The following is a 24369-nucleotide window of genomic DNA, read 5'->3' on the forward strand; positions in this document are numbered from 1 at the left end:
CGCAACGTGAAGGCGTTGCGGGTCCCACCTACTATAACTCGGCACGAATCCGCCGCGACCTACGTTACGGCAACACAACAAGCAGAGCCGCAAATTCCTGTCGTTTTTTTACAATTACTTCGCTTGGTGTCCGACGCTTAAAACGCGGATCGACCTATTCGTTACTTGATCTCGATTTCTTTTACACCGCGCTTTACGTGCTTTCGTCGAAGGTTCCCGTAAGCCCTGAAAATTTATATACCATTTTGATTCTGAATTCGTTTGACCGATCCCGGTTATTCGGTTTCTTTCGCCGCCCATGACAGTTTCGACTTCGACAGATCCCGGGAAACATCCCGAGGAAAGACGGCGCGGGCGTTCCGTGATCCGGTCCGGGGCACTCACGTTGTTTCAGCGTCAGGCGTTCACGCCGATACTGGAGGTCATCCGGAACGAGCTGAATAGCGACGCTGCGGGCATTACGATCATCTATGAAGAGTCGGCGTTCATCATTGCCGCGTCCGGCTTTCCGGTCGGCCGATACAATCGATCCGACTCGTTTTGCGCGCATGCGATACTTCAATCCGAAGAATTGATGATCGTACCCGACTTGCGCGAAGACGATCGCTTCAGCAGCCATTCGACCGTCGACCGCCGGGACGGGTTTCGTTTCTATGCCGGCATGCAATTGCTCGATGACGACCGGATGCCGCTCGGTGCCTTGTGGGTGATCGACAAGCACCCGCGGGATTCGCTGAGCAACGCGGAGATTGCGTGCCTGCGCCGGGTATCGCAGGCGGTGACGGCGATGATGCGGCGCCACGCGGCCGTGACGGTGGAGTGATGCACCGGCCGTGAAGGGTCGAAGCGGCGTGACGCCGGGAAGACCTGCCGCGCGATTGGACGATCGGGAAAACAGCGCCGCTCCCTACGCGCGCACCACAGATAACTGGCGTTCCGGCAGGATATCCGGCTACGGCGCGCAGCTTAACCGGGGGAGCGCCGACACTTGGAACCGACGACCATCGCGCTCGCGCTCTGCGCCGGGATCGTCGGGGGCACGATGAACGCGCTCGCGGGCGGCGGTACCTTCGCCACATTGCCCGCCCTGATCGCGATCGGCCTGCCCGCCAACGTCGCCAATGCCACGTCGAACGTCGCATTGCTGCCGGGCGCGGCGACCAGCGCGTACGGCTTTCGCGAGGAACTGGGCCCGGTCGGCGGCGTCGGCCATCGCCTGCTGGCCGGAATCACCTTCGCTGGCGGGCTTGCCGGCAGCCTGTTGCTCGTCGTCACGCCGAGCCGCGCGTTCGACGTCATCATCCCGTGGCTGCTGCTGTTCGCGTTCGTCGTGCTGGCGTTCGGGCATCATGCCGCCGACTGGCTGCATTCGCGCGTCACGATCGGCGCGCGGAGCCTGGTCGCGGCGCAGACGATCCTGGGCATCTATGGCGGCTATTTCGGCGGCGGCGTGGGGCTGATGACGACCGCGATCTACGGGCTGCTGGCGGGCATGTCGCCGCGTGCCCTGTTCGCGCCGCGCACGTTGATGCTGGCGGTCGCCAACGCCGCCGCCGCGATCGTGTTCGTCGCCTTCGGGCTGGTCGCCTGGGCCGCGTGCCTGCCGATGCTGGCCGGATCGATCCTCGGCGGCTGGTTCGGCGCGAAGGTCGGGCGGATGCTGCCGCCGCTCGCGGTGCGAATCTGGACATTGCTCGTCACCGGCGTGACGACCCTGGTCTTCTTCTGGCGCGCTTATGGATGAGGGCCGGTCGGGCGACGCATCCTGAACAATTGGTCCTCGCCGATCTCGAAATAATCGCCCCAGCCGCCGCCGCGCATGATCGGGTGCGCCTTCGCCGTCTGGTACACGCCGTCCTCGATCAGCGCGGGATCGATGTGAATGCCGATCGCCTCGCCCATCACAAGCCATTGGTCGAGCGCTCGGCCCTCCTTCGTTTCCAGCCGGATCAATTGCGTCAGGCGGCATTCGAACGCGACGGGGCTGGATGCGACGCGGGGTGGCGCGACCAGCCGGGAGGGCGTGGATTCCAGACCGGCGAGCGTGAATTCGTCCTCCGTCGTCATCGCCGAACTGACATTCATCGCCTCGGCCAGCGGACGTGTCGCGAGGTTCCAGACGAATTCCTTCGTCGCCGCGATATTCGCGACGCTGTCCTTCCACCCCATCGACGAGAAACCGATCAGCGGCGGCGAATAATTGAACAGGTTGAAGAAGGAATAAGGCGCCAGATTGCGCACCCCCGCTTCGTTCACCGTACTGATCCAGCCGATCGGGCGCGGTGCGACGATCGCGTTCAGCGGGTCGTGCGCCAGTCCATGCCCGTCGGCGGGCTGGTAGAAGTGAGGATCGACCATGTTTATGCGTCTCCGTTCCGGCGAAGGCTGTTCACTTCGAAGGCGTTAGCCGATAAGCAGGCCGCTGCCGAACGCGAACGATCGGGTCCGGGAAATAGGGGCGTACATGCCTGACACGATGGACCCCGAAATGCTGCCGCCCGCTGCGGCGTCACCCGGTACACGACCGACCGTCTATCGTCACCGCATTGCCACGCGCCTGTGGCACTGGGTAAATGCGATCGCGATCTTCGTGCTTCTCGGCAGCGGGCTTACGATCCTGAATGCGCATCCGCATCTGTATTGGGGCGTCTATGGTGCGAACTTCGACCATGCCTGGCTTCACACGCCGCACTGGCCAAGTTACCTTACGATTCCAGCGAGTTACAATCTCGCCATCGCCCGCCGCTGGCATTTGAGCTTCGCACTCATCTTCGCATTCAGCCTGCTGTTCCTGATCATCGCCAGCCTATTGAACAGACATTTCCAGCGCGATCTCCGGCTGCGCGCGCGGGATTTTCGCGGCGGCGTATTGTGGCACGACTTCAAGGAACATCTGGCGCTGCGGTTCCACGATCCGAAGAATCCCCAGGCCTATAACGTCTTCCAGAAGCTCTCCTACGCGCTCGTCATCTTCGTCCTGATCCCACTGATGATCCTGACGGGGCTCGCCATGTCGCCGGGCATGAATGCGGGGTGGCCGTGGCTGCTGGATCTGTTCGGCGGGCGGCAATCAGCGCGGTCCATCCACTTCATCGCCGCCGCCGGTCTGGTCGCCTTCACCATCGTGCATCTCGCGCTCGTCATTCTGGCCGGCCCGTTCAACGAGGTACGATCGATGATCACCGGTCGCTGGACCGTACCGCCGGAGGGCGAGATATGACGCTGATGACGCGACGTGCCCTGATTTCCCGGGGCGCACTGGCCGGCGGTGCGGCGGCGACTGGGGGGATGCTGCTGTCCGGCTGCGACCGGTTGGCGGAGAACGAACAGTTCCGGCAGATCCTCTTCTCGGGTGAGAAGATCAATTACCATCTGCAGCGTCTGGTTGTTGACCGGAATGCGCTCGCGCCCGAATTCCGCCCCGACCAGATGTCGCCCCGCTTTCGCACCAACGGCACCGCAAACCCCGGTACTCCGGAATATGGCCGGATGGTTGCGGAGAATTTCGCTAACTGGCGGCTGAAGATCGGCGGGCTGGTGACGAAGCCGACCGAACTCTCGCTTCCGCAACTGCGGTCGATCCCCGCCCGCACGCAGATAACGCGTCACGACTGCGTCGAAGGGTGGAGCGCGATCGGGAAATGGCACGGTCCGACGCTCAAATCCCTGCTGCAACTGGCGGGCGTGAAACCCGAGGCACGCTATGTGCTGTTCACCTGCGCGGACCTGTATGGCGGCAAACCATATTACGAGACGATCGACATGACGGATGCCCTGCATCCGCAGACGATCCTCGCCTGGGCAATGAACGATCGCGTGCTGGATGTCGGCCACGGCGCGCCGGTGCGCCTGCGCGTCGAGCGGCAACTGGGTTACAAGCATGCCAAATATGTCATGGCGATCGACGCCGTACCGTCGCTGTCAGGGATCGGATTGGGCAAGGGCGGCTATTGGGAGGACCGGATCGACTATGACTGGTTCGCCGGGATTTAAGTCCGCCGCTTTACCTATCTAAGTTTTCAAACCACTTCGGATTGGTTACGAAATCGGTCATGGCCCTGATCGATCTCTTTCTTGCGCGCCGCGTCAAGCGCGGGCAGCTGACCGTCCACCACGCCGATGGCAAGACGAGCCGCTTCGGCACCGCGGATGCCGCGTTCAACGACGTCACTATCCGCTTCGCCGATCGCGGCGCGGCGAACTTCATCGTGCGCAATCCGGGGCTTGGCGCGGCGGAGGCGTTCATGGACGGCCGCCTGCTGATCGAACAGGGTGACATTCGCGATCTCGTCAACCTGTTGTCGGGCAATGGATTGTGGGAAGAAGGCGGGCGTGGTTTGAAACCGTCGCCGGGACGCCGAGCCGTCGCCGCGGTCACGCACCGGCTGAACCGCATCAACATGGCACGCAAGTCGAAGCGGAACGTCGCGCATCATTACGATCTCAGCGACCGGCTCTACGACCTGTTTCTGGATGCCGACCGCCAGTATAGCTGCGCTTACTATACCGATCCGTCGAACACGCTGGAGCAGGCGCAGGACGACAAGAAAGCGCACATCGCTGCGAAGCTTGCGCTGAAGCCCGGCATGCGCGTGCTGGACATCGGCTGCGGCTGGGGCGGCATGGCGCTGTATCTTCATGAGAAAACCGGCGCGGAGGTGATCGGCATCACCCTGTCCGAGGAACAATTGAAAGTCGCGCGTCGCCGTGCGGACGAAGCGGGTGTCGCCGAGAAGGTGCGCTTCGAACTGGTCGACTACCGCCACGTCACGCCCGACCGGTTCGGCGGGCATTTCGACCGCATCGTTTCGGTCGGCATGTTCGAACATGTCGGTCCCGCACATTACCGCGCCTTCTTCCGCAAGTGCCGCGAACTGCTGACCACCGACGGTGTGATGCTGCTGCACACGATCGGGCGTATGGGTGGTCCGGGGGTGACGGACGACTTCACCGCCAAATACATCTTTCCCGGCGGCTACAGCCCGGCTCTGTCGGAGATCGTTCGCGGCTATGAAGGGCTGCGCATGTTCCCGACGGATATCGAGATCCTGCGGCTGCATTATTCCTACACCACCGACGCATGGTACGATCGCACCGTGGCGGCGAAGGACCAGATCGTCGCCTTGTACGACGAACGTTTCTACCGGATGTGGACCTTCTATCTGGCGGGCGCGAGCCAGGCGTTCCGCTTCGGCGGGCTGTGCAATTATCAGCTCCAACTGTCCCGCAGCCGTATCGGCGTCCCGATCACCCGCGATTACATGATCGAGGAGGAACGGCGGCTGCGCGGGTAAGGCCCGCCGGATACGGTAGCGTCAGACGATTTCGGCCAGCGCCCGCGCGAGTTCCTCCTGCCGGAACGGCTTGGCGAGACGCGGTATATCCGCCGCTATGCCCTCCGCCTCGGCATAGCCCGTGACGAGCAACACCGGCAGCCCGGGCCGCATCGTGCGGATCGCCACGGCAAGATCGCCGCCGGTCATCCCCGGCATCATGTGGTCGGTCACGACCAGATCGAACGCCGCGCCGCGTTCGAGCAGTTCCACCGCCTCCCGCGCGGTCGCGACCTCGGTCGTCGCATACCCCAGGTCCTGAAGCATATCACTGGTCGTCATGCGCACGACCGCCTCGTCGTCCACCACCAAGGCGGACCCGCGCACGCGTTCGATTGCGGTGTCGGGGCCGCCCGCCGCCTCGACCGCCGCAGCCGCCTCGCTGGCCGGCAACCACAGGTCGATCCGCGTTCCCAACCCCTTCTGGCTGCGTATGTCGAGCGTCCCGCCAAGCTGAGCCGCCAGTCCGTGCACCATCGACAGGCCGAGCCCCGTCCCCTTGCCGACGCCCTTGGTAGAATAGAATGGCTCGACCGCGCGCTTCGCCGTCTCTTCATCCATGCCCATGCCGGTATCCGCTACCGTCAACCGCACGTAGCGCCCCGCGGGGAGATCAAGCGCAGCCCCGGGATCGACCGCTTCGGCGGCGGCGGCGATCGTCAGCGTGCCGCCATCGGGCATCGCATCGCGCGCATTCACGCACAGGTTCAGGATCGCCATCTCTAGCTGGTTGGCATCGGCGATCGCCGGCGGCAGCGCATCCCCCGTTTCGACCTGAACGCGGATTTGCGGACCCGACGTGCTGATCACCAGATCCGCCATCCCCTCGATCAGCGCGGCGACATCAACCGGCCCCGGCTGCAACGGCTGGCGTCGCGCGAACGCGAGCAGGCGCTGCACCAGCACCCGCGCACGTTCCGCCGATTGCAACGCGCCGTCGATCAGCCTTTTCTCCCGGTCGGTTGCGCCCTCGCGTCGCGACAGCATGTCGAGACTGCCGACGATCGGTGTCAGCAGATTGTTGAAATCGTGCGCGACGCCGCCGGTCAACTGGCCCATCGCCTCCATCTTCTGGCTCTGGCGCAGCGCCGCCTGCGCCAGTTCGCGCTCGGCCACCTCGGCCTCCACGCGCTGTTCCAGCGTGGCATTCAACTCGCGAAGGGCGATCTCGGCCCGCCGCCGCACGGTGACGTCGTTGAACAGCACGCCGACCCGGTGCAGCGCCGGATCGTCGACCGGAAAGGCATGCACGTCGTACCAGCGATCCTCCAGCGCGCGCGCCGGGCTTTCGAAACGCAGCGGCGTCCGCGTCCGGGCGATCTCGCCATAAGTGTCGAACCAATGCTGTTCATGCTCGGGCGCAAGCTCGCGCATCCACCGCCCCTGCGCGTCCTGCAACCCCGTCGCCGAGACGAAGCTGAGATTGACCTCCACGAAGCGGTAATCCTCCGCGGTTCCGTCCGCCGCGAAGCGCATTTCGATGACACAGAAACCGGCATCGATGGAATCGAACAATTGCCGGTAACGCCCTTCGCTGGCGGCCTGCGCACGTTCGGCGGACTGGATCAGCGCACGGTTCTTGTCGTCCAGTTCCACCGCCTGCGCCGCCAGCCGCGCCTCCAGCGTATCCAGATGCGCCGCCTCCAGCGCATCGCTGCGCGCGCGTTCCTGATCCAGCGCCATTAGCCGTTGCCCGTCGCGCAGGATCAGCCACAGGAACGGCGCGATCGTCAGCACGACCAGCAGCGCCATCGCGCTGCCCAACTGGAGCAGATCGGCGTTCGCGGCGCGCACGAGGAACCAGCCCAGCACCGGTGGCACGACGAGGAAGATCAATTGCCGCCGCGTCGTCGCCCCCGCTTCGCCCGGCGCGCCGATCGTCATTGCCCATCCCTGACCGGGCTTGCCGAGGATCGACGAGATACTGAGCAGCAGCGTCACCACCGCGGTGTTCAGCGCCATCGTCCTGAACATCGGCAGCGCGTACAGATCGGTCGAACTATAGGCATAGCCGGCGAGCGCGAGCAGCGCGATCAGGAACGCGGTGGTCGCGAGTGCATCGCCCAGCCAGCCGACATGGTCCGCGCGCGGGAGCAAGGCGAACGACAGGCAGACGATGGCGATCGCGGTGCTGACCGATGTCCGTCCGATCATCGCCGGATCCAGCCCAATTATCGTGGCGAGCGTCGGGTTGACGACATCGCCGTTCGATACGGCATGACTGGTCAGCACGATAGCGGCCAGCGTCAACGCAACCCGCGCCATACCGGCGGCGATCGGCCGTCGCCCGGTGAAATATGCGATCTGCGCGGCGCCGACGATCGCCAGCCCAAGCCCCGTCGTCAGCGACATCGCCTGAAATCCGACGTGCAGCGAATACAGCGCAGGCACCGCCATCGCGTGACCGAACAGTCCGATCATCGCGATGGCGGTTGCCAGCGCAGCGGCCGTCATGGCCGCCCGGTGAAGCGACACCGGTCCTGCGCTGGAATGGTCTGGCTGCACCGTCGCTCCCGATTGCGCCGGTCCATAGCCCCCGGCCGATGCAGTCCCTAACGTCCTATGCCAGGTTTTTATCCAAGGATAGCGGGGGCTTGGATCAGTGTCCTGCCTGTGGCCCCCGCTCCAGCCCGCTCGCCGCCAGTTGAGCGTCGATCATCGCCAGCAGCCGTTCCAGCGCCGCCTCGTCCTTCGCCTCGGCGCGTGCGACCAGCACATCCTGCGTGTTCGATGCACGCAGCAGCCACCAGCCGTCCGGCGTGTTGACGCGCGCGCCGTCCGTACGGTCGACATCGGCCCCTTCGGCTTCCAGACGGTTCAGCACTTCCTCGACCACCGCGAACTTGCGGCTCTCATCGACCTGGAACCGCATTTCGGGCGTGTTGACGAGTGCCGGCATCGCGCCGCGGATCTCGGTCATCGACTTGCCGATCATGTGAACCGCACGGATCAGGCGAACGGCGGCATATTGCGCGTCGTCGAAGCCGTAATATTCGTGCGCGAAGAAGATGTGCCCGCTCATCTCACCCGCCAGCGGGGAATCGGTTTCGCGCATCTTCGTCTTGATCAGCGAATGGCCGGTCTTCCACATCAGCGGCTGGCCACCCAGTTCCGCGATCCGGTCGTACAGCATCTGGCTGGCCTTCACATCGGCGATGATCGTAGCACCGGGCAGTTCCTTCAGCACCGGGACCGCCAGGATCGACAGCAGCTGATCGCCCCAGATCACGCGGCCCTCACCGTCGATAGCGCCGATCCGGTCGCCGTCGCCATCGAATGCCAGCCCGAAATCGAGCCCCTTTTCGGCGACCAGCTTCTTCAGGTCCTCGAGGTTCTTTTCCTCGGTCGGATCGGGATGGTGGTTGGGGAAATTGCCGTCGACTTCGGTGTATAGCAGGTGATGTTCGCCCGGCAGCAGCTTGGTGAGCTTCTCGATCACCGGGCCGCTGGCGCCGTTGCCGGCGTCCCAACCGATCTTGTAGGCGCCACCGGCATAACCGGCGAGCAGGCGACCGACATAATCGTCGACCAGATCGACCTCGGAAACCGTTCCCTCGCCTTCTTCCCAATCGCCTTCCTCGGCCAGCTTGGCCAGATCCTGGATATCGGCGCCGAAGAACGGCTTGTGCTGCAACACCATCTTGAAGCCGTTATATTCGGCCGGATTGTGGCTGCCGGTAATCTGGATGCCGCCATCCACTTCCAGGATCGCCTCGGCATAATAAAGCTGCGGCGTCGGCCCCATGCCGGTCCGCACCACGTCCACACCGCCGGCCGTCAGGCCGGCGACGAGCGCGGCCTCCAGTTCCGGCGAAGACGTACGGCCGTCATATCCGACCGCGACACGCGTCCCGCCGACCCGCCGAACGCGTGTCGCGAACCCGCGGCCGATCGCATTGGCGTCCGCCGTTCCCAGGGTTTTTCCGACGATGCCGCGAATGTCGTATTCGCGCAGGGACGTGGGGTCGAAACGATGGGTCATCGGTGCTCCTTGGGGAAGTTTCGGTCGCCGCTGAAAAGCGCAGCACCGAATTTGGTTCAACTCTTATGGACCAACCGCCTAACGCTTCAACAACAGGTCGCGTGCGGCGTTGATCCGGCTGGTCATGTCCTGCGATCCGCCACGGTCGGGATGGACCGTACCGATCAATCGCCGATGGGCCGCGCGGATCGCGTCGTCGTCCGCCGTGGCGGAGACGCCCAGCAGCGATCGCGCCTCCGCCTCGGCATAGGTCGGGCGCTGTGCGGCCTTGCGTGCGGCACGCGGCTTGCGGATCAGCAGCCATGCCCCGAACAGGATCAGGCCGATCAGGATCAGCTTCGACATGGGGTGGCTCCGTTCGCGGCCGGAGCGGACGACATCATGCGAAGAGCGGCATCGTCGCGTCGCCCGTCCGTTCGGGCAAGGCCAGTGCGGCCATCATCTCGCGCAGTTCCTGGCGCGCCGCGACATGCGACAGGCCCATCTCGCCGAATTCGCGCGCGTCCAGCATCGTCAGCCCCTTGGGGAACAGTTCGCGATAGATCACGCGCTCGCCGAGGCCGGGAATGATGCGGAAACCGACGCGCTTGGCCAGCTGGTCCAGCGCCTCGGACACGCGGCGCATGTTGCGCGCCTCGATATGCTGGACGCGATTGCGCAGGACGACCCAGTCGATCGTCGATCCGTCCGCCTTGGCGCGGGCCTTGCGCGCATCCCAGATCAATTCGGCGTAGAAGCTGGGGCGCGTCACCTTGTACGTATCCGGATCGACCTGACCGATCAGGTCGAAATCGACGAAGCTGTCGTTCATCGGCGTGACCAACGTATCCGCGCGCTGTGCCGCGATCCGGGCGAAGCGATCGTCGCGACCGGGCGTATCGATGACCATGAAGTCCGCCCCCTCGCACAGCGCGTCGAACGTATCGGTGAAGAATTCCAGGCTTTCGCCGTCATGCGTCGCGTGGCGGGGGATGAACAGGTCCTTGCCCGTGCGCCGCTCCGTTTCCGCACGATTGTCGAAATATCGGCCTAAAGTCCGTTGCCGGTGGTCGAGATCCATCGCGGAGACGCGTGCGCCCCGTGCCTGCAACGCGATCGCCACGTGCACAGCGGTGGTCGATTTGCCCGTCCCGCCCTTTTCGTTGGCGAAGACGATGATGTGTGGCTTTTGCGCAACCGTCGTCACTTTGAAAACTTGCCCCCGGCGCCTGCTTGGTTGCTAGGTCGGAAGCCCCCTCATAGAAGGCCGACCAACCGCATCCTGCGTTCTGTACGCACCCTTACCGAAGGCCCTTCGCCCGTGCAAACCATCCGTACCCTCGATCTTCTCCGTTCGGGACTGGCGGAACTGCGCGGCGATCGCAGCCGGATCGCATTGGTGCCGACGATGGGCGCGCTGCATGCCGGCCATATCGCGCTGATCGAGGCGGCGAAACGGCCGGGAACGCGCGTCGTCGCGTCGATCTTCGTCAATCCGAAACAGTTCGGCGCGAACGAGGATCTGTCCCGCTATCCACGCAAGGAACTGGCCGACACGCGGATGCTGAACGATGCGGGATGCGACATGCTGTGGATGCCTCCGGTCGACATCATGTATCCGGCGGGCTTCGCCACCAACATTTCGGTCACAGGCGTCAGCGACGGGCTGGACGGCGCGGCGCGGCCCGGCCATTTCGACGGCGTCGCGACCGTGGTGACGAAATTGTTCAACCAGGTGCGCCCCGACACCGCCTATTTCGGCGAGAAGGATTTCCAGCAGCTGGCCGTGATCCGCCGGATGGTCGCGGATCTCGACATGGGGATCGACATCGTCGGCGTCCCCACGCAGCGCGAGGATGACGGTCTCGCTTTGTCGTCGCGCAACATCTATCTCGACGAAAGCGAACGTGGACGCGCCGTCGCCTTGCCCCGTGCGCTCGGCGTGGCAGCCAAGTCGATCGCGAAGGGCGATCCCGTGGACGACGCGCTGAATGCCGCGCGCGAGACGCTGATCGCGGCAGGCTTCACGATCGATTATGTCGAACTGGTCGATGCCGAATCGCTCGGCGTACCAGATGCGACACGCGATCGGAGGCTGCTTGCCGCCGCGCGAATCGGTACCACGCGACTGATCGACAATCTCGCAATATTACCGGCCCAACAGAATTAGAACGACTTTGCCGAGGACCTGAAAACGCTTCGAAATTAACCCTGATCGGCCTGCCACATCTCTGCTGCATCTGTCCGGCACCCGAATAGAATTGTTTCGGGTCTTGATTCCGCTCTCTGCCGCCGATCCCCGTTAACCATTTGTTGACCGCGCCTTGCCAAGGTGAGGCCGTGGACATTGGTTAACGGGGTGAATGCAATGGGCAGCAGCCTGAAGAGCGCGCAATTTCTGATCGACAGCCGGCTGGCGGGTGCCGCCCGCGGTGACGTGGACTCCTATTACGATCTGGGCATGGCCTATTCGAGCGGCAGCGGCGGCGTGGATGTCGACCTGATCGAGGCACACAAATGGTTCAACCTGGCGGCCGTCGGTGGCAGCGAGGAAGCCAAGGCCTGCCGCGCGGAAATCGCCGAGGACATGACGGCCCGCGAGATCGCGACCGCGCAGACCGCCGCCCGTGCCTGGCTCCGGACCACGCAGCGCCGCGCCGCCTGAATCCGATCCTCCCCGGCACGGGGAGGGGACCATAAGCATTCAGCGAATGGTAGAGGTGGCTCTCCGCGAGCGACCGCGACCGGCGGACGGGATTACGCCTCCGTTTCGACCACCGCCTTCTTCTTGACCGGCGCCTTCTTCGCCGCAGTCTTCTTGGCCGGCGCCTTCTTGGCAGCAGGCTTCGCGCCGTCCACCGCCGCTGCCTTCGCAGCCGCCGGTTTCTTCGCAGTCGCCTTCTTCGCCGGGGCCTTCTTCTTGCCCTTCTTCGCCGGTGCCGCCGCCGCACGAGCGTCGATCAATTGCGCGGCTTCTTCCAGCGTCAGCGCGTCCTTCTCGATCGATTTGGGCAAGGTCGCATTGGTCTCGCCGTCCGTCACATACGCGCCGTAACGCCCCTCCATCAGCTTGATCTCCGCTTCGGTACGCGGATGCAGGCCGAGTACCTTGAGCGGCGCCTGCGCGCCGCGCTGCGGACGGCCGCCGCCCGCCGCCGCCTCGGCCAACTTGACCACCGCAGCGTTCATGCCCGTTTCGAACACGTCCATCGTCGATTGCAGCCGCGCATACTTCCCCGCATGCGCCAGATACGGCCCATAGCGTCCGATCGACGCGGTGATCGGCTCGCCACTCTCGGGATGCGTCCCGACGGTGCGCGGCAGGCCCAACAGCTTCAGCGCCCATTCCAGGTCCAGTTCGCCTGGCAAATCCTTCGGGATCGACGCGCGCTTCGCTTCCTTGCCCTCGCCAAGCTGGATATACGGACCGAACCGCCCCGACTTGCGCTCCACCGGCAAACCGGTCTCGGGATCGTTGCCCAGCGTCTCCGGCCCGCTATCCGCGCCATCTTCACCACCGCCCTGACCGAAGCGCCGCGTATATTTGCACTCCGGATAGTTCGAACATGCGACGAACGCGCCGAACTTTCCGCCACGCAGCGCAAGCCGCCCCTGCCCGCAATTCGGGCATAGCCGCGCATCGCCGCCATCGGCCTGCGCCGGGAACAGATACGGCTCCAGGAAGATATCGAGTTCCGCCGTCACTTCGGACGGCTTCTGCTCCATCACCTCGGTCGTACGCGGCTTGAAGTCCTGCCAGAACGCCGCGAGCACCGCCTGCCATTCCGCACGCCCGCCGGACACTTCGTCCAGTTCGTCCTCGAGGCCGGCGGTATAATCGTAGCCGACATATTTCTCGAAGAACCGTTCGAGGAACGCCGTCACCAGCCGCCCGCTCTCCTCCGCGAAGAAGCGGTTCTTCTCGACGCGGACGTACGCGCGGTCCTTCAGCGTCTTGATGATCGAGGCATAGGTCGATGGGCGCCCGATCCCGAGTTCCTCCATCCGCTTGACCAGCGACGCTTCCGAAAAGCGCGGCGGCGGCTGCGTGAAATGCTGTTCCGCATTCACCGCCTTCTTAGCCGGCGCATCGCCCTCGCGCAGTCGCGGCAGGCGCTTCGCATCCTCGCCCTCGCTGTCGTCCGATCCTTCCTCGTACAAGGCGAGATAGCCCGGGAACAGAACCACCTGCCCGGTCGCGCGCAAACCGGTCTGGCCGCTGCCATCGAGCAGCTCGACCGTCGTGCGTTCCATCCGCGCGCTCGCCATCTGGCTCGCCAGCGCACGCTTCCAGATCAGGTCGTACAGCCGCGCATGATCCCCGCCGCCCACCTTGTCCTTGGCGAAATCGGTCGGTCGGATCGCCTCATGCGCTTCCTGCGCGTTCTTCGCCTTAGACGTATATTGCCGTGGCTTGTCGGGCACATAGCTCGCGTCATAGCGGTTCGCGACGGCCAGACGTGCGGCCGAGATCGCGCTGGAATCCATCTGCACGCCGTCGGTACGCATGTAGGTGATCGCGCCGTCCTCATACAGGCCTTGCGCGATCCGCATCGTGTGGTCGGCGGAGAAGCCCAGCTTGCGCGACGCCTCCTGCTGCAACGTCGATGTCGTGAACGGCGCGGGCGGGTTGCGCATCGCGGGCTTCGTCTCGACCGACTGGACCGCGAACCGTCCCTCCTCGACCGCCGCCTTCGCGCGCATCGCGGTACCTTCCTCGCCGATCGACAGGCGATCCAGCTTCTTGCCCTCGAACGTGACGAGCCGCGCCTGGAACGGCGTGCCGTCCTGCTCCATGTCGGCGGTGACCGACCAATATTCCTGCGCCCGGAACGCCTCGATTTCGCGTTCGCGGCTGACGATCAGGCGCAAGGCGACCGACTGCACGCGCCCGGCCGATTTCGCCCCCGGCAGCTTGCGCCACAGGACCGGCGACAGCGTGAAGCCGACCAGATAGTCCAGCGCGCGGCGCGCCCGGTATGCGTCGATCAGGTCGTCGTCCAGTTCGCGCGGCGCCTTCATCGCCGCCGTCACCGTCGCCTTGGTGATTGCGTTGAAGGTCACCCGCTCGACCTCCTTCGGCAATGCCTTCCGCGCGCGCAGCACTTCGCGCACGTGCCAGGAAATCGCTTCGCCCTCGCGATCCGGATCGGTCGCCAGGATCAGTCGGTCGGCAGTCTTGGCGAGATCGGTGATCGCCTTCAGCTGCTTCGACTTGTCTGCGTAATTCTCCCACTCCATCGCGAAGCCCTCGTCCGGATTCACCGAACCGTCCTTCGGCGGCAGATCGCGGACATGGCCGTACGAGGCGAGGACGCGATAATCGCTGCCCAGATACTTTTCGATGGTTTTCGCCTTGGCGGGCGATTCGACGATGACGAGCTGCATGGAGGTGTGCGATGTCCTTACGTGTACGCGCGAGGGTGGCAAGCAGGGGCTGGCCCCGTCAATAGGCGGGTCAATAGGGGGCAGTTGCGGTGGTTCATAGCGTCAATAATGGGGGCCATCAGCAGCTCGAGCGGATGACCTTCTTCTCGGACGCCGTCTTCGCCATCGCGATGACGCTGCTCGTGATCGAGGTTCGCGTGCCCGAAATCCACGTCCATAGCGACGCGGTGCTCGGCCAGGCCTTGCTCGACCTTCTGCCCAAATATATCGGCTTCGTCGTCAGCTTCATGGTCGTGGGTCGTTTCTGGGTCGGGCATCACGCGGTGATGGGTTTGCTCAAGGGGCTCGACCGGCGGCTCGTCTGGATCAACCTGCTGTTCCTGATGGCGATCGCATTCATGCCGTTCCCGACCGCGGTGTTCAGCGATTACAACGGACTGCGCGTCGCGGTCGGATTCTATGCCGGCTGGCTGATCGTCCTTGGCGTGATGAACCGCTGGCTGATCGTGAGCGCGCTCGGCAATCCTGCGATGCTGCGCGACGATGCCGATCCGGCCGACGTGAAACTGATGCGCAGGTCGAGCCTGATCCCGCTGATCATCGGCACGCTTGCATTTGCGCTGGGGATGATCCAACCGATCTTCGCGCTTGCCATGCTGGTCGTCGGATCGCCGATCGTCAGCTGGCTGGTGCGTCGCGACCGGCGCGGCGCATCTCCGTCAGCCTGAGCGAGCAACGCGCGTCACTGGTCGAAGTCGTTCGAATCCGCTTCCGTCCCGTGAAGTTGCGACCAGAGCTGTCGCGTGCCCGCTTCCTGCGCGCGATTGACGAATTGGGACGCGACCAGCCAGCCCTTGATCGGCCGTAGCGGCAGCAGCGTGCCCAGCACCATTACCGGTAGCGATGTGAAAAGGTGCACCCACCAGGCCGGATCGAAAGCGACCTGTACCCACACCACGAAGAAGGCGAGCGGGAAGGCGATGATGCACAACGAGAAAAAGGCCGGCCCATCATCCGGCGCCGCGAACCTGTAATCCAGTCCGCACACGCCGCACCGGTCCGCCACCTTCAACCACGACTTGAACATCGCACCCTTGCCGCAGCGCGGGCACAGGCCCTTCCAGCCGCATTTGACGATCCAGCGAAATTTCTCGCTGTCCGATGCGAAGTGCGGGGCGGAAACCGAATTGCTGTCCATTGCGCATACCTAAGGTCGCGGGGTCGGGGCGACGATTAGACAAAATGTCCCACACGTCCGGCGCGTTCCGGGGGAAGCGCGCAAGTTGCTGTAGGATAACGGATTTCCGACCGTTGAACAGAATACTTCGCGACGGGACGGGATCAGGCCCCATTCGGGATTAAGGCGGGAAACGGTTGCTTCCATCGCACCTCGTCACCCCGGACTCGTTCCGGGGTCCACGGCGCATCAAGGGACGTAATTCGAGCCCCTTTCCGACCGGCCTGCCGCGGTGGACCCCGGAACGAGTCCGGGGTGACGGCGGGTTTTGGGCTGCTCATGTCCTTCGATTGTGAAGATCGATCAGCCGAGGAGCGTTACATTTCCCCTGTGGCGCAAAGGCGTCGCACGCCCCCCCAATTCCGTCACTCGCCTTCAAACCAGGCTCACGCGCCCCGCCGCATGCCGGTCCAGCCGCCCCGCCAGTTCGAGTTCCAGCAGCACCGTCTGGACGATCGCGGGCGCCAACCCGGACTGGCGGATCAGTTCGTCGACCGGCACCGCAACCGGCCCTAGCAGCGAGATGACGTCGCGCCGTTCGCCGTCACTCGCATCCTCGGGTGGTGGCCCGCCAAAGGTACGGCCCGGCGCGCGGACCGTCCTTGCGTCGATCGGGCGGATAGTTTCCAGCACATCCGCCGCCGACTGGATCAGGATCGCGCCGTCGCGGATCAGTCCGTTGCACCCCTGCGCGCGCGGGTCGAGCGGCGATCCGGGTACCGCCATCACCTCGCGTCCGGCCTCGCCCGCAAGGCGCGCGGTGATCAGCGATCCGGATTTCGGCGCGGCTTCCACCACCACCGTGCCGACCGCCAGCCCGGCGATGATCCGGTTGCGATACGGGAAATGCCGCGCGCGTGGCTCCGTGCCCGGCGGCTGTTCGGCGATCAACAGGCCCTCCGTCGCGATCCTTTCCTGCAACGCGGCGTTTTCGGGCGGATAGACCACATCGATGCCGCCCGCGATCACCCCGATCGTGCCGCCGCCCGACCCGGTCTGCCCGACCGCGCCGACATGCGCTGCCGTATCGACGCCGCGCGCCAGTCCGGACACTATGGCGACGCCGTCCTCGGCCAGCCGGAACGCCAGTTCGCGCGCGAACCGGCAGGCGGCGGCGGAGGCGTTGCGCGCACCGACCATCGCCACCGCCGTCTTGCGCAACAGCGCCGCATCGCCGCGGATGGTCATCGCCACCGGTGCGTCGTCCAGTTCTGCCAGGAGATGCGGATAGTCGGCATCCTCGATGAACAGATGCCGCGCCCCAAGCCGTGCCACGGCCGCCAGTTCGCGCTCGGCCACTGCCGCCGGTGCGACGACGGGGGATCGCCCGCCACCACGCCTCGCAAGGTCGGGCAAAGCCTCGATCGCCGCCGCCGCATCGCCGAAGCGCGCAATCAATTGACGATAGGTGACCGGCCCGATCTGGGCCGTGCGGATCAATCGTAGCCGCGCGACGGCGGATGTATCGACCGCTCCCGGCTCACTCACGCTTGCGGCCGATACGCGGCTCCGTTCCACTCAGCAGCCGATCGATATTCTCGCGATGCTTCCACAGCACCAGCACCGCCAGCGCGCCGAGCAGCAGCACGATGTCGAACCGGCCGAACAGTGCCGCGCTGACCGGCGTGCTGACCGCCGCGACCATTCCCGCGACGGAGGATATGCGGAGCGTCGCCAGCAACCCGAGCCACAGCACCGCATAGACCAGCGCGCTCGGCCAGTGCAGCGCCAGCACGATGCCCATCAACGTCGCCACGCCCTTGCCGCCGCGAAACTTCAGCCACACGGGATAGAGGTGACCGATGAACGCCGCCCCGGCCGCGATCGGCCCGGTGCCGGGCCAGATATGTTCGCACAGCACCACCGCTACCCAGCCCTTCGCGCCGTCCAGCAGCAACGTGCCCGCGGCCAGGCCCTTGCGGCCGGTGCGCAGGACGTTGGTCGCACCGATATTGCCCGAACCGATCGTGCGCAGGTCACCCGCACCCCCCATCCGGGTCAGGATGACCCCGAACGGAATCGAGCCGAGCAGATAGCCCAGCAGCACGGCGCAGATCTGCGCGATCCAGAAGATGTCAGTCTGCACTGTAGCGCATGGCCCCCTTATGTTCACGTATAGCGCCGAGCGCCGTGCGTGCCAATGGGCGTTCGAGAGCGCGCCGGGATTTGACCTGCCGACAGGAGACGAAGCGGCGCGCGCGCGTGCCCCACCACTCGACACGCCTCGCCATTCGCCTACATGCAGCGACGATGCCCGACACCCGCCCCATCCTCGTGTTCGATTCCGGCGTTGGCGGGCTTTCGGTGCTGGGTCCGGTCCGCGCGCTGCTGCCGAATGCACCGATCGTCTACGCGGCCGATTCGGCGGGTTTTCCATACGGGACCAAGACGGAGCGCGAGATTGCGGTACGCGTGCCCGCATTGCTCGGGCGACTGGCGGAGCGATATCACCCGCGGCTGATCGTCATCGCCTGCAATACGGCGTCCACGATCGCGCTCGGCGACGTGCGGGCCGCGCTCGACCTGCCGATCGTCGGCACCGTGCCTGCGATCAAGCCGGCGGCCACGATGAGCCGAACGCGCGTGATCGGAATATTGGGCACCGACGCCACCGTGCGCCAACCCTATGTCGATGATCTCGCAGCGCGCTTTGCCGGCGATTGCACGGTGTTGCGGCACGGATCGGCCGAACTGGTAAAGCTGGCCGAGGCGAAGCTGCACGGGCAGCCTGCGCCGGCCGGTCGCTATGCGGCGATCCTGGAGGGATTGCTCGGACAGGCGGAGGGCGCGCGGATCGACACGATCGTCAACGCCTGCACGCACTTTCCGCTGGTGGAGGACGAACTTGCCGCAGCCGCGCCGCCGGGGGTGCGCTTCATCGATGGCAGCGCGGGGATCGCGCGTCGCGTGCTCGCACTGACCGACGGACAGGATTGGCCGGACTCGCCCGGTGAGGGCATCGCGGTGTTCACGCGGCTGGATGCCGATGCGCAGGCTCTGGCACCGGCGCTCGCGCGCTACGGCCTGACGCGCCTCGAAGCGCTTTAGGCGGGGTTTCCGATCAATTCGGCATAGCGCTTGGCGAGTTCGGCATGCACGCGACGGGCGACCGGATCGGTCGCGCGTTCGACGAGCCTTCGTTCCTGTGCCTCGCGCCGCACGAAATAGTCGCGCTTGACGGTACCGCCGGAGTCAAGGCCAGTATCCGCACCCGTGGTGGCGGGAGCGATCATCGTCATCTCGTTCATCATATGTCCCGTCATCATCAAAGCGGGAGCGCAAAGTATCTCTCGGTCGCGGACGTGCTCTAGGGCTGTAGGCCCGCGATTCGAGGAATTTAGCACGGGACGCAGCGCTGGAAATTGATTTCGAGCAATGTCGTCACGCGGTCCGGTGAAGGCGCGCGAAATCGCTGGAAATCCGCAGCTCATGGGTTTAGGGGCGCTGGCATGGACGCGGACCTCAAGGCCGGGCGCGGAGTCGATTATTCGCGCATCTTCACCCAGGCGATCGATCGCCTGCATGTGGAGGGGCGATACCGTGTGTTCATCGACATCCTCCGCAACAAGGGCGCGTTTCCGAACGCACGCTGCTTTGCCGGGCATAACGGCCCGAAGCCGATAACCGTCTGGTGTTCCAACGATTACCTGGCGATGGGCCAACATCCGGCGGTCATCGCCGCGATGGAAGAGGCGCTGCACGACGTCGGCGCAGGCTCCGGCGGGACCCGGAATATCGGCGGAAACACCCACTATCACGTTAATCTGGAAGCGGAACTTGCCGACCTCCACGGCAAGGAAGGTGCCCTGCTCTTCACGTCGGGATACGTCTCGAACGAGGCAACTCTGGCGACGTTGGCCAAGATCCTCCCCGGCTGCATCATCTTCTCGGACGAACTCAACCACGCATCGATGATCGCGGGCATCCGCAATTCGGGCTGCGAACGCCACGTCTTCCGCCACAACGATCTCGCGCATCTCGAGGAATTGCTCGCCAGCGTCGATCCCGCCGCGCCGAAGTTGATCGCGTTCGAGAGCGTCTATTCGATGGACGGCGATGTCGCCCCGATCGCGGAGATCTGCGATCTGGCGGACAAATACAGCGCGCTGACCTATCTCGACGAAGTGCATGCGGTCGGTATGTACGGCGCACGCGGCGGCGGCATTTCGGAACGTGACGACGTGGCCGATCGGCTGACGATCATCGAAGGAACGCTGGGCAAGGCATTCGGCGTGATGGGCGGGTATATCACCGCCGACCAGACGATCATCGACGTCATCCGCAGCTATGCCCCCGGTTTCATCTTCACGACCAGCCTGTCGCCGGTGCTGGTTTCCGGCGCACTGGCCAGCGTGCGGCATCTCAAGTCCTCCAGCGTCGAACGCGATGGGCAACAGGCCGCGGCGCGGACGTTGAAGACGATGTTCGCCGATGCCGGACTGCCGGTGATGGATTCGACCACGCACATCGTGCCGCTGATGGTCGGCGATCCGGTCAAGGCGAAGAAGATCAGCGACATCCTGCTCGCGGAATACGGCGTGTACGTTCAGCCGATCAACTATCCGACCGTACCGCGTGGCACCGAACGCCTTCGCTTCACGCCGGGTCCAGCGCATGACGAGGCGATGATGCGCGAATTGACCGGCGCATTGGTGGAAATCTGGAGCCGTCTGGAACTCCGCAAGGCCGCCTGACGGTGCCGGTACGCAATCCCGAAGACTGGACGCTGGCGCAGGGCAAGGCCGGCGGCAACGGTACGATCATTCGCGCGCTCGCCCGCGTGCCGATGGCGGAGCAGCGCGCCGCCCGCCCGGTGCTCGTGTCGATCACCTGGGCCTATGACGGGGAAGCGACCGGCGGAATGCCGCCCCGCCCCGTCTACGACCGGATCGAAGGGTTCGAAAACGTGCTGTTCGCCGCGCTGGACGAGGGCGACTGGGCGACGGAAGCGGCGGCGATCACCGGCAACGGCGCCCGCCAATGGCGCTTCTACACCGCGAATGCCGAGGATTTCATCGACCGCTTCACCAAAGCACTCGCTGGCGAGACGATCTATCCGATCGAACTGGAAGCGGTGGACGATCCGGAGTGGCAGGGGCTGCGCGACGTCCAGCCAAAGGGCTGACTCGCTACAACCAGGCAATCGCCAGCGTCATCCCGCCCAGCCCGATCGATAAGGGTATGCGGAGCGACATCCACCAGTCGGGCGCCACGCCCATCGCGCGCAGTCTCCAATCCACGCCAAGCGACAAGATGATCGCGAGGCCGAGCCAGATCAGCGACGGGCCGGGCCAGGGCTGCCCGACCATCCACGGATAGGCGCTGGCAAAGGCGATCAGCGACGGGAGCACCGCTGCGATCCATATCCATGGCGGCATACGCCCCTTCGCTGCGGCTAGACCCCACCACATCCCGCCGAGAAAACTCAGGATCAGCGCGCCATAAGCGAACGCACAGGCCAGGGCGATGAAGCGCGCATCGGGATTGCCGCCGATCAATGCGAACAATGCGAGCAGTTGCGGCAGTAACCCTGCCAGCCCCAGCCACAAGGGCCATGCCGGCGGCCGGCGCGATGGATCGGAAACAGACATCACGCCACTCAACGCCGTATCCGGCGCGGCGGGTGCAATCACTCGCCGAATTTACCCGGGCGGTACAACAGCGTGATCGCGACGCGGCGATTGCGCGGATCGGACGGGTTGGCCGTGATCATCGGTTCGCGATCCGCGACGCCCTCGATCCGCTCGAACCTCTTTTCCGGAATACCGCCAGCCAGCAGCCGCCGCCGCGTCGCTTCCGACCGGCTGGAGGACAGGATCCAGTTGTTCATCGCCATCGGGTCGCCATAAGGCAGGCTGTCGGTATGACCGCGGATCATGATCGGATTGTCGGTATCGCGGATCGATGACGCGATCAGCCCGATCAGCGCCGATGCCTCACGATCCAGCTGCGTCGTGCCGAGCGCGAACATCGAATAGTCCGCGTCGTCGACCAGATCGATGCGCATCCCGTCCGGCGTCTTGACGAAACGGACATGCTTGCCGAGCTTCGCCAGATTGGGATTGACCTTCATCGCAGCCTCGACGCGCTGGCGTGTGCGCTCGAAATTCTTCTGGTCCTCCGCGCCCGTCTTTCCGCGGTTCTTCAGGCTGCCCTTTTGTCCGGTGCCGACGTTGACACCCCCGGTCAGAATCCGCCGGGACGGTCAGCGACCGCGTTCCGGTCTGCGCCGCCTTGTGCGGGTAATTGTCCTTGTCGATCAACGACGACCCGCCGAACAGGCCGTTCGAGCCTGCGCTGTTCTGCTTGAACTCGATCAGCGTCGGCGCGAAATAATCCGCCAGCGCCTTGCGCTGTTTCTCGTTGGTCGCACCGAGCAGCCACATCAGCAGGAAGAACGCCATCATTGCGGTGACGAAGTCGGCATAGGCGACTTTCCACGCGCCGCCGTGATGGCCGCCATGCCCCTCTATATAGATCTTCTTGTAGATGATCTTCGGGGGTTGATTGTTACCGTGCGGTGCGCGGGCGGCCATCGATCAGCGTCCGCGCAGGCCGTCGAACACTTCGGCAAAGCCGGGCTGGTTGTTGTGTGCAATGCCCGAGCGTGCGGCTTCGATCACCAGCGGTTGCGGATGACCGTGAAGCGACGCGATGATGATCTGCTTCACGACGTGATAGATTGCGGCATCGGCGTCCAGCACCTGCTTCAGCCGGTTGGCGAGCGGCGCGACGATCCCGTATGCCAACAGCACGCCCATGAACGTACCGACCAGCGCCGAGCCGATCATCGCGCCAAGGATGGCCGGCGGCTTGTCGATCGAACCCATCGTCTTCACCACGCCGAGCACGGCGGCGACGATGCCGAGCGCGGGCAAGGCATCGGCCAGCGACGCGATCGTGCCGTGCGGCCCTTCGACCTCGTGGTGATGCGTCTTGATCATGTTGTCCATGACGTCCTCGACCGCGTGCACGTCGAGCGTCCCCGACGACACGACGACCAGGCGCAACGTGTCGGCGATCAGATTGGTCAATGCATGATCGGCCAGCAGGCGCGGATATTCCGAGAACAACGCGGAGGATTTCGGATCCTCGACGTGCGGCTCCAGCGCGATCGGGCCCTCGGTGCGCAACATCTTCATCAGTTTGCTGACGAGGAAGATGACGTCGAGATAGTCCTGCTTCTTGTATTTCGGCCCCTTGAAGACCTTGCCCAGGCCACCGCCGAGCGCTTTGATTTCCTTCATCGAGTTGCCGATGATCAGCGCGCCGACCGCGGCGCCGCCGATGATCAGCATTTCGTGGGGGATCGCTTCCATCACCGGGCCGAGCGCGCCGCCGGTGATCGCGAACCCGCCGAAGATCATGACGAGAAGGACGACGAGGCCGATTACGACGAACATGTGAGTGCGTATTCCCCGGGGTTTGGGCCTGTTGGCCTGCGATCCTCATGATTAGGGGATATTGGTAGCCAAGCCGTTAACCAGAGGCGCTTTTTTAGTTAAGCCGCGTTAGGATAAACGGCTCCCGGATCAGTTCATATAATTGAACAGCGACAGCGAGGAGAGTTTCGAGAAACTCGCCTGCGTGGCCGACAGCACCGTCATCGTCTTCTGCAATTCGAGGATCGTGGCGGCGGTGTCCGTATCCTCGAGGCTCGACCGGTCGCCTTCGCGGATCGTCGCGACTTCGGTCAGGCGCGCGGTTTCCAGATCGAGCCGCGCAGCGCGCGCGCCGACCGAACCGCGCGCAGCCCCGATCTGCGTCAGCGCGGTCTTCAGGTCCGCACCTGCCTCGGATGCGGCAGCGGTCGCGCCGGTATTGCTGGTCAGTGCGGTGGCAAACTTGGAGATGATCGCGAACACGTCGCTTGGGCCGTTCGCCGTCGGGATGTTGCCGAACAGGCGCTTGGCGCTGTCGGTCGCGTGGACGTCGACGCCTTCGCCGACCGGAATAGGTGAAGGCTCACCGACATCCTTGAACGTGACGCTGCCATTCTGCGCCTGGGAAACGGCCGTATCTCCGGACGCCCCGCCGAACAGCGGCTGGCCGCGCACATCCTTCGTATTGGCCAAGCCAACGAGGTCTTGCACGATCGCGGTCAGCTGATCCCCGATCACGCGGCGATTCTCCGGGCTGAGCGCGTCGCTGTTCGCCTGCACGGCGAGTTCCGCGGCCTTCTGCAACTGGCTTTCGATCGATCCCAACGTGGAATCGGATTGCGCGAGCAGCGACTGCGCGACCTTGATGTTCGCACCGTAAGCGCTGTCGTTCGCGCTCGCGCGCTTGATCAGCGCGAGCTTCTGGAACGCCACGGGATCGTCCGATGCGGTGTTGATCCTTTTGTCGGTCGATATCTGGGTCTGCAGCTTGTCGGCCTTTGCCGCCAGTTGCTGCATCAGCGTGGATGACCGATCGTAAAGCTGGCTGGTGCTGATCTGCATGATATA

At 64.6% G+C, this 24369-nt stretch carries 24 protein-coding genes and 1 pseudogene; 11 read left to right on the forward strand and 14 right to left on the reverse strand.

Features of this window, described 5'->3' with window-relative positions; genetic code table 11:
* The first annotated feature begins 361 nt into the window (after positions 1–361).
* Both H5J25_RS16700 and H5J25_RS16705 read left to right on the forward strand, forming a co-directional pair.
* Positions 362–823, forward strand: a complete 462-nt coding sequence (locus tag H5J25_RS16700; RefSeq protein WP_202093016.1) for a GAF domain-containing protein — start codon at positions 362–364, stop codon at positions 821–823.
* 165 nt (positions 824–988) lie between these two features.
* The gene (locus H5J25_RS16705; RefSeq protein WP_202093018.1) at positions 989–1744 is read left to right on the forward strand and encodes a sulfite exporter TauE/SafE family protein; all 756 of its coding nucleotides are present in this window, start codon (positions 989–991) and stop codon (positions 1742–1744) included.
* On the opposite strand, the gene H5J25_RS16710 is transcribed toward H5J25_RS16705, so the two are convergent.
* Positions 1735–2358 (reverse strand): flavin reductase family protein, encoded by a 624-nt coding sequence (locus tag H5J25_RS16710; protein WP_202093020.1) that lies wholly within the window; start codon positions 2356–2358, stop codon positions 1735–1737. The genes H5J25_RS16705 and H5J25_RS16710 overlap by 10 nt on opposite strands.
* A 130-nt stretch (positions 2359–2488) precedes the next feature.
* On the opposite strand from H5J25_RS16710, the gene H5J25_RS16715 reads away from it, so the two are divergent.
* From H5J25_RS16715 to H5J25_RS16725, 3 genes are read left to right on the forward strand one after another with little or no spacing between them, the layout of a single operon-like run.
* Positions 2489–3220 carry a cytochrome b/b6 domain-containing protein gene (locus H5J25_RS16715; RefSeq protein ID WP_202096445.1) on the forward strand — a complete coding sequence of 244 codons (732 nt, stop codon included), beginning with the start codon at positions 2489–2491 and terminating at the stop codon, positions 3218–3220.
* Positions 3217–3993 (forward strand): molybdopterin-dependent oxidoreductase, encoded by a 777-nt coding sequence (locus H5J25_RS16720; RefSeq protein WP_202093022.1) that lies wholly within the window; start codon positions 3217–3219, stop codon positions 3991–3993. The genes H5J25_RS16715 and H5J25_RS16720 overlap by 4 nt, the downstream gene beginning before the upstream one ends.
* A 59-nt stretch (positions 3994–4052) precedes the next feature.
* On the forward strand, positions 4053–5294 hold the full coding sequence (locus tag H5J25_RS16725; protein WP_202093024.1) for an SAM-dependent methyltransferase: 1242 nt from the start codon (positions 4053–4055) through the stop codon (positions 5292–5294).
* Between the two features lie 21 nt (positions 5295–5315).
* Here the strand turns inward: H5J25_RS16725 and H5J25_RS16730 are convergent, their stop codons facing one another.
* The 4 genes from H5J25_RS16730 to H5J25_RS16745 all read right to left on the reverse strand — a co-directional run bounded on the left by H5J25_RS16730 (position 5316) and on the right by H5J25_RS16745 (position 10501).
* Complete coding sequence (locus H5J25_RS16730; protein ID WP_225883200.1) at positions 5316–7787, reverse strand: hybrid sensor histidine kinase/response regulator; 2472 nt, start codon at positions 7785–7787, stop codon at positions 5316–5318.
* A 145-nt stretch (positions 7788–7932) separates the two neighbouring features.
* Positions 7933–9315 carry a phosphoglucomutase/phosphomannomutase PgmG gene (gene pgmG / locus H5J25_RS16735; protein WP_202093025.1) on the reverse strand — a complete coding sequence of 461 codons (1383 nt, stop codon included), beginning with the start codon at positions 9313–9315 and terminating at the stop codon, positions 7933–7935.
* Between the two features lie 78 nt (positions 9316–9393).
* The gene (locus H5J25_RS16740; protein WP_202093029.1) at positions 9394–9660 is read right to left on the reverse strand and encodes a DnaJ domain-containing protein; all 267 of its coding nucleotides are present in this window, start codon (positions 9658–9660) and stop codon (positions 9394–9396) included.
* Between the two features lie 34 nt (positions 9661–9694).
* Complete coding sequence (locus H5J25_RS16745; RefSeq protein WP_202093031.1) at positions 9695–10501, reverse strand: division plane positioning ATPase MipZ; 807 nt, start codon at positions 10499–10501, stop codon at positions 9695–9697.
* Between the two features lie 114 nt (positions 10502–10615).
* Here H5J25_RS16745 and panC point away from each other — a divergent pair, with 114 nt between their 5' ends.
* Positions 10616–11464, forward strand: a complete 849-nt coding sequence (gene panC / locus H5J25_RS16750; protein WP_202093033.1) for a pantoate--beta-alanine ligase — start codon at positions 10616–10618, stop codon at positions 11462–11464.
* A 198-nt stretch (positions 11465–11662) separates the two neighbouring features.
* Positions 11663–11959, forward strand: coding sequence for an SEL1-like repeat protein (locus H5J25_RS16755; RefSeq protein WP_202093035.1), 297 nt, complete (start codon positions 11663–11665; stop codon positions 11957–11959).
* A gap of 92 nt (positions 11960–12051) precedes the next feature.
* Here the strand turns inward: H5J25_RS16755 and topA are convergent, their stop codons facing one another.
* On the reverse strand, positions 12052–14682 hold the full coding sequence (gene topA / locus H5J25_RS16760; protein ID WP_202093037.1) for a type I DNA topoisomerase: 2631 nt from the start codon (positions 14680–14682) through the stop codon (positions 12052–12054).
* A 134-nt stretch (positions 14683–14816) separates the two neighbouring features.
* Between topA and H5J25_RS16765 the strand changes: the two genes are divergently transcribed.
* On the forward strand, positions 14817–15410 hold the full coding sequence (locus H5J25_RS16765; protein WP_202096447.1) for a TMEM175 family protein: 594 nt from the start codon (positions 14817–14819) through the stop codon (positions 15408–15410).
* 14 nt (positions 15411–15424) lie between these two features.
* On the opposite strand, the gene H5J25_RS16770 is transcribed toward H5J25_RS16765, so the two are convergent.
* The 3 genes from H5J25_RS16770 to plsY all read right to left on the reverse strand — a co-directional run bounded on the left by H5J25_RS16770 (position 15425) and on the right by plsY (position 18005).
* On the reverse strand, positions 15425–15880 hold the full coding sequence (locus H5J25_RS16770; protein WP_202093039.1) for a DUF983 domain-containing protein: 456 nt from the start codon (positions 15878–15880) through the stop codon (positions 15425–15427).
* A gap of 414 nt (positions 15881–16294) precedes the next feature.
* The gene (dprA, locus tag H5J25_RS16775; protein WP_202093044.1) at positions 16295–17407 is read right to left on the reverse strand and encodes a DNA-processing protein DprA; all 1113 of its coding nucleotides are present in this window, start codon (positions 17405–17407) and stop codon (positions 16295–16297) included.
* The gene (gene plsY / locus H5J25_RS16780; protein WP_225883201.1) at positions 17400–18005 is read right to left on the reverse strand and encodes a glycerol-3-phosphate 1-O-acyltransferase PlsY; all 606 of its coding nucleotides are present in this window, start codon (positions 18003–18005) and stop codon (positions 17400–17402) included. The genes dprA and plsY overlap by 8 nt, the downstream gene beginning before the upstream one ends.
* A gap of 164 nt (positions 18006–18169) precedes the next feature.
* Here plsY and murI point away from each other — a divergent pair, with 164 nt between their 5' ends.
* The gene (gene murI / locus H5J25_RS16785; RefSeq protein WP_202093046.1) at positions 18170–18967 is read left to right on the forward strand and encodes a glutamate racemase; all 798 of its coding nucleotides are present in this window, start codon (positions 18170–18172) and stop codon (positions 18965–18967) included.
* On the opposite strand, the gene H5J25_RS16790 is transcribed toward murI, so the two are convergent.
* Positions 18964–19185 carry a hypothetical protein gene (locus tag H5J25_RS16790; protein ID WP_202093048.1) on the reverse strand — a complete coding sequence of 74 codons (222 nt, stop codon included), beginning with the start codon at positions 19183–19185 and terminating at the stop codon, positions 18964–18966. The genes murI and H5J25_RS16790 overlap by 4 nt on opposite strands.
* A gap of 183 nt (positions 19186–19368) precedes the next feature.
* Here H5J25_RS16790 and hemA point away from each other — a divergent pair, with 183 nt between their 5' ends.
* Both hemA and H5J25_RS16800 read left to right on the forward strand, forming a co-directional pair.
* Positions 19369–20613, forward strand: coding sequence for a 5-aminolevulinate synthase (hemA, locus tag H5J25_RS16795; protein WP_202093050.1), 1245 nt, complete (start codon positions 19369–19371; stop codon positions 20611–20613).
* Between the two features lie 2 nt (positions 20614–20615).
* Complete coding sequence (locus H5J25_RS16800; RefSeq protein ID WP_202093052.1) at positions 20616–21044, forward strand: DUF695 domain-containing protein; 429 nt, start codon at positions 20616–20618, stop codon at positions 21042–21044.
* 4 nt (positions 21045–21048) lie between these two features.
* Here H5J25_RS16800 and H5J25_RS16805 read toward each other — a convergent pair whose 3' ends face one another.
* The 4 genes and pseudogenes from H5J25_RS16805 to flgL all read right to left on the reverse strand — a co-directional run bounded on the left by H5J25_RS16805 (position 21049) and on the right by flgL (position 24363).
* The gene (locus H5J25_RS16805; protein ID WP_202096449.1) at positions 21049–21510 is read right to left on the reverse strand and encodes a DUF3429 domain-containing protein; all 462 of its coding nucleotides are present in this window, start codon (positions 21508–21510) and stop codon (positions 21049–21051) included.
* 38 nt (positions 21511–21548) lie between these two features.
* Positions 21549–22455 (reverse strand): annotated as a pseudogene (locus H5J25_RS16810) (flagellar motor protein MotB).
* 3 nt (positions 22456–22458) lie between these two features.
* Positions 22459–23322: a flagellar motor stator protein MotA gene (motA, locus tag H5J25_RS16815; RefSeq protein ID WP_202093053.1), complete on the reverse strand. Its 864-nt coding sequence runs from the start codon at positions 23320–23322 to the stop codon at positions 22459–22461.
* A gap of 129 nt (positions 23323–23451) precedes the next feature.
* On the reverse strand, positions 23452–24363 hold the full coding sequence (gene flgL / locus H5J25_RS16820) for a flagellar hook-associated protein FlgL (RefSeq protein ID WP_202093055.1): 912 nt from the start codon (positions 24361–24363) through the stop codon (positions 23452–23454).
* Between the last annotated feature and the right edge of the window lie 6 nt (positions 24364–24369).

Origin of the sequence: Sphingomonas aliaeris (genome assembly GCF_016743815.1) — a bacterium.
GTDB lineage: Bacteria > Pseudomonadota > Alphaproteobacteria > Sphingomonadales > Sphingomonadaceae > Sphingomonas > Sphingomonas aliaeris.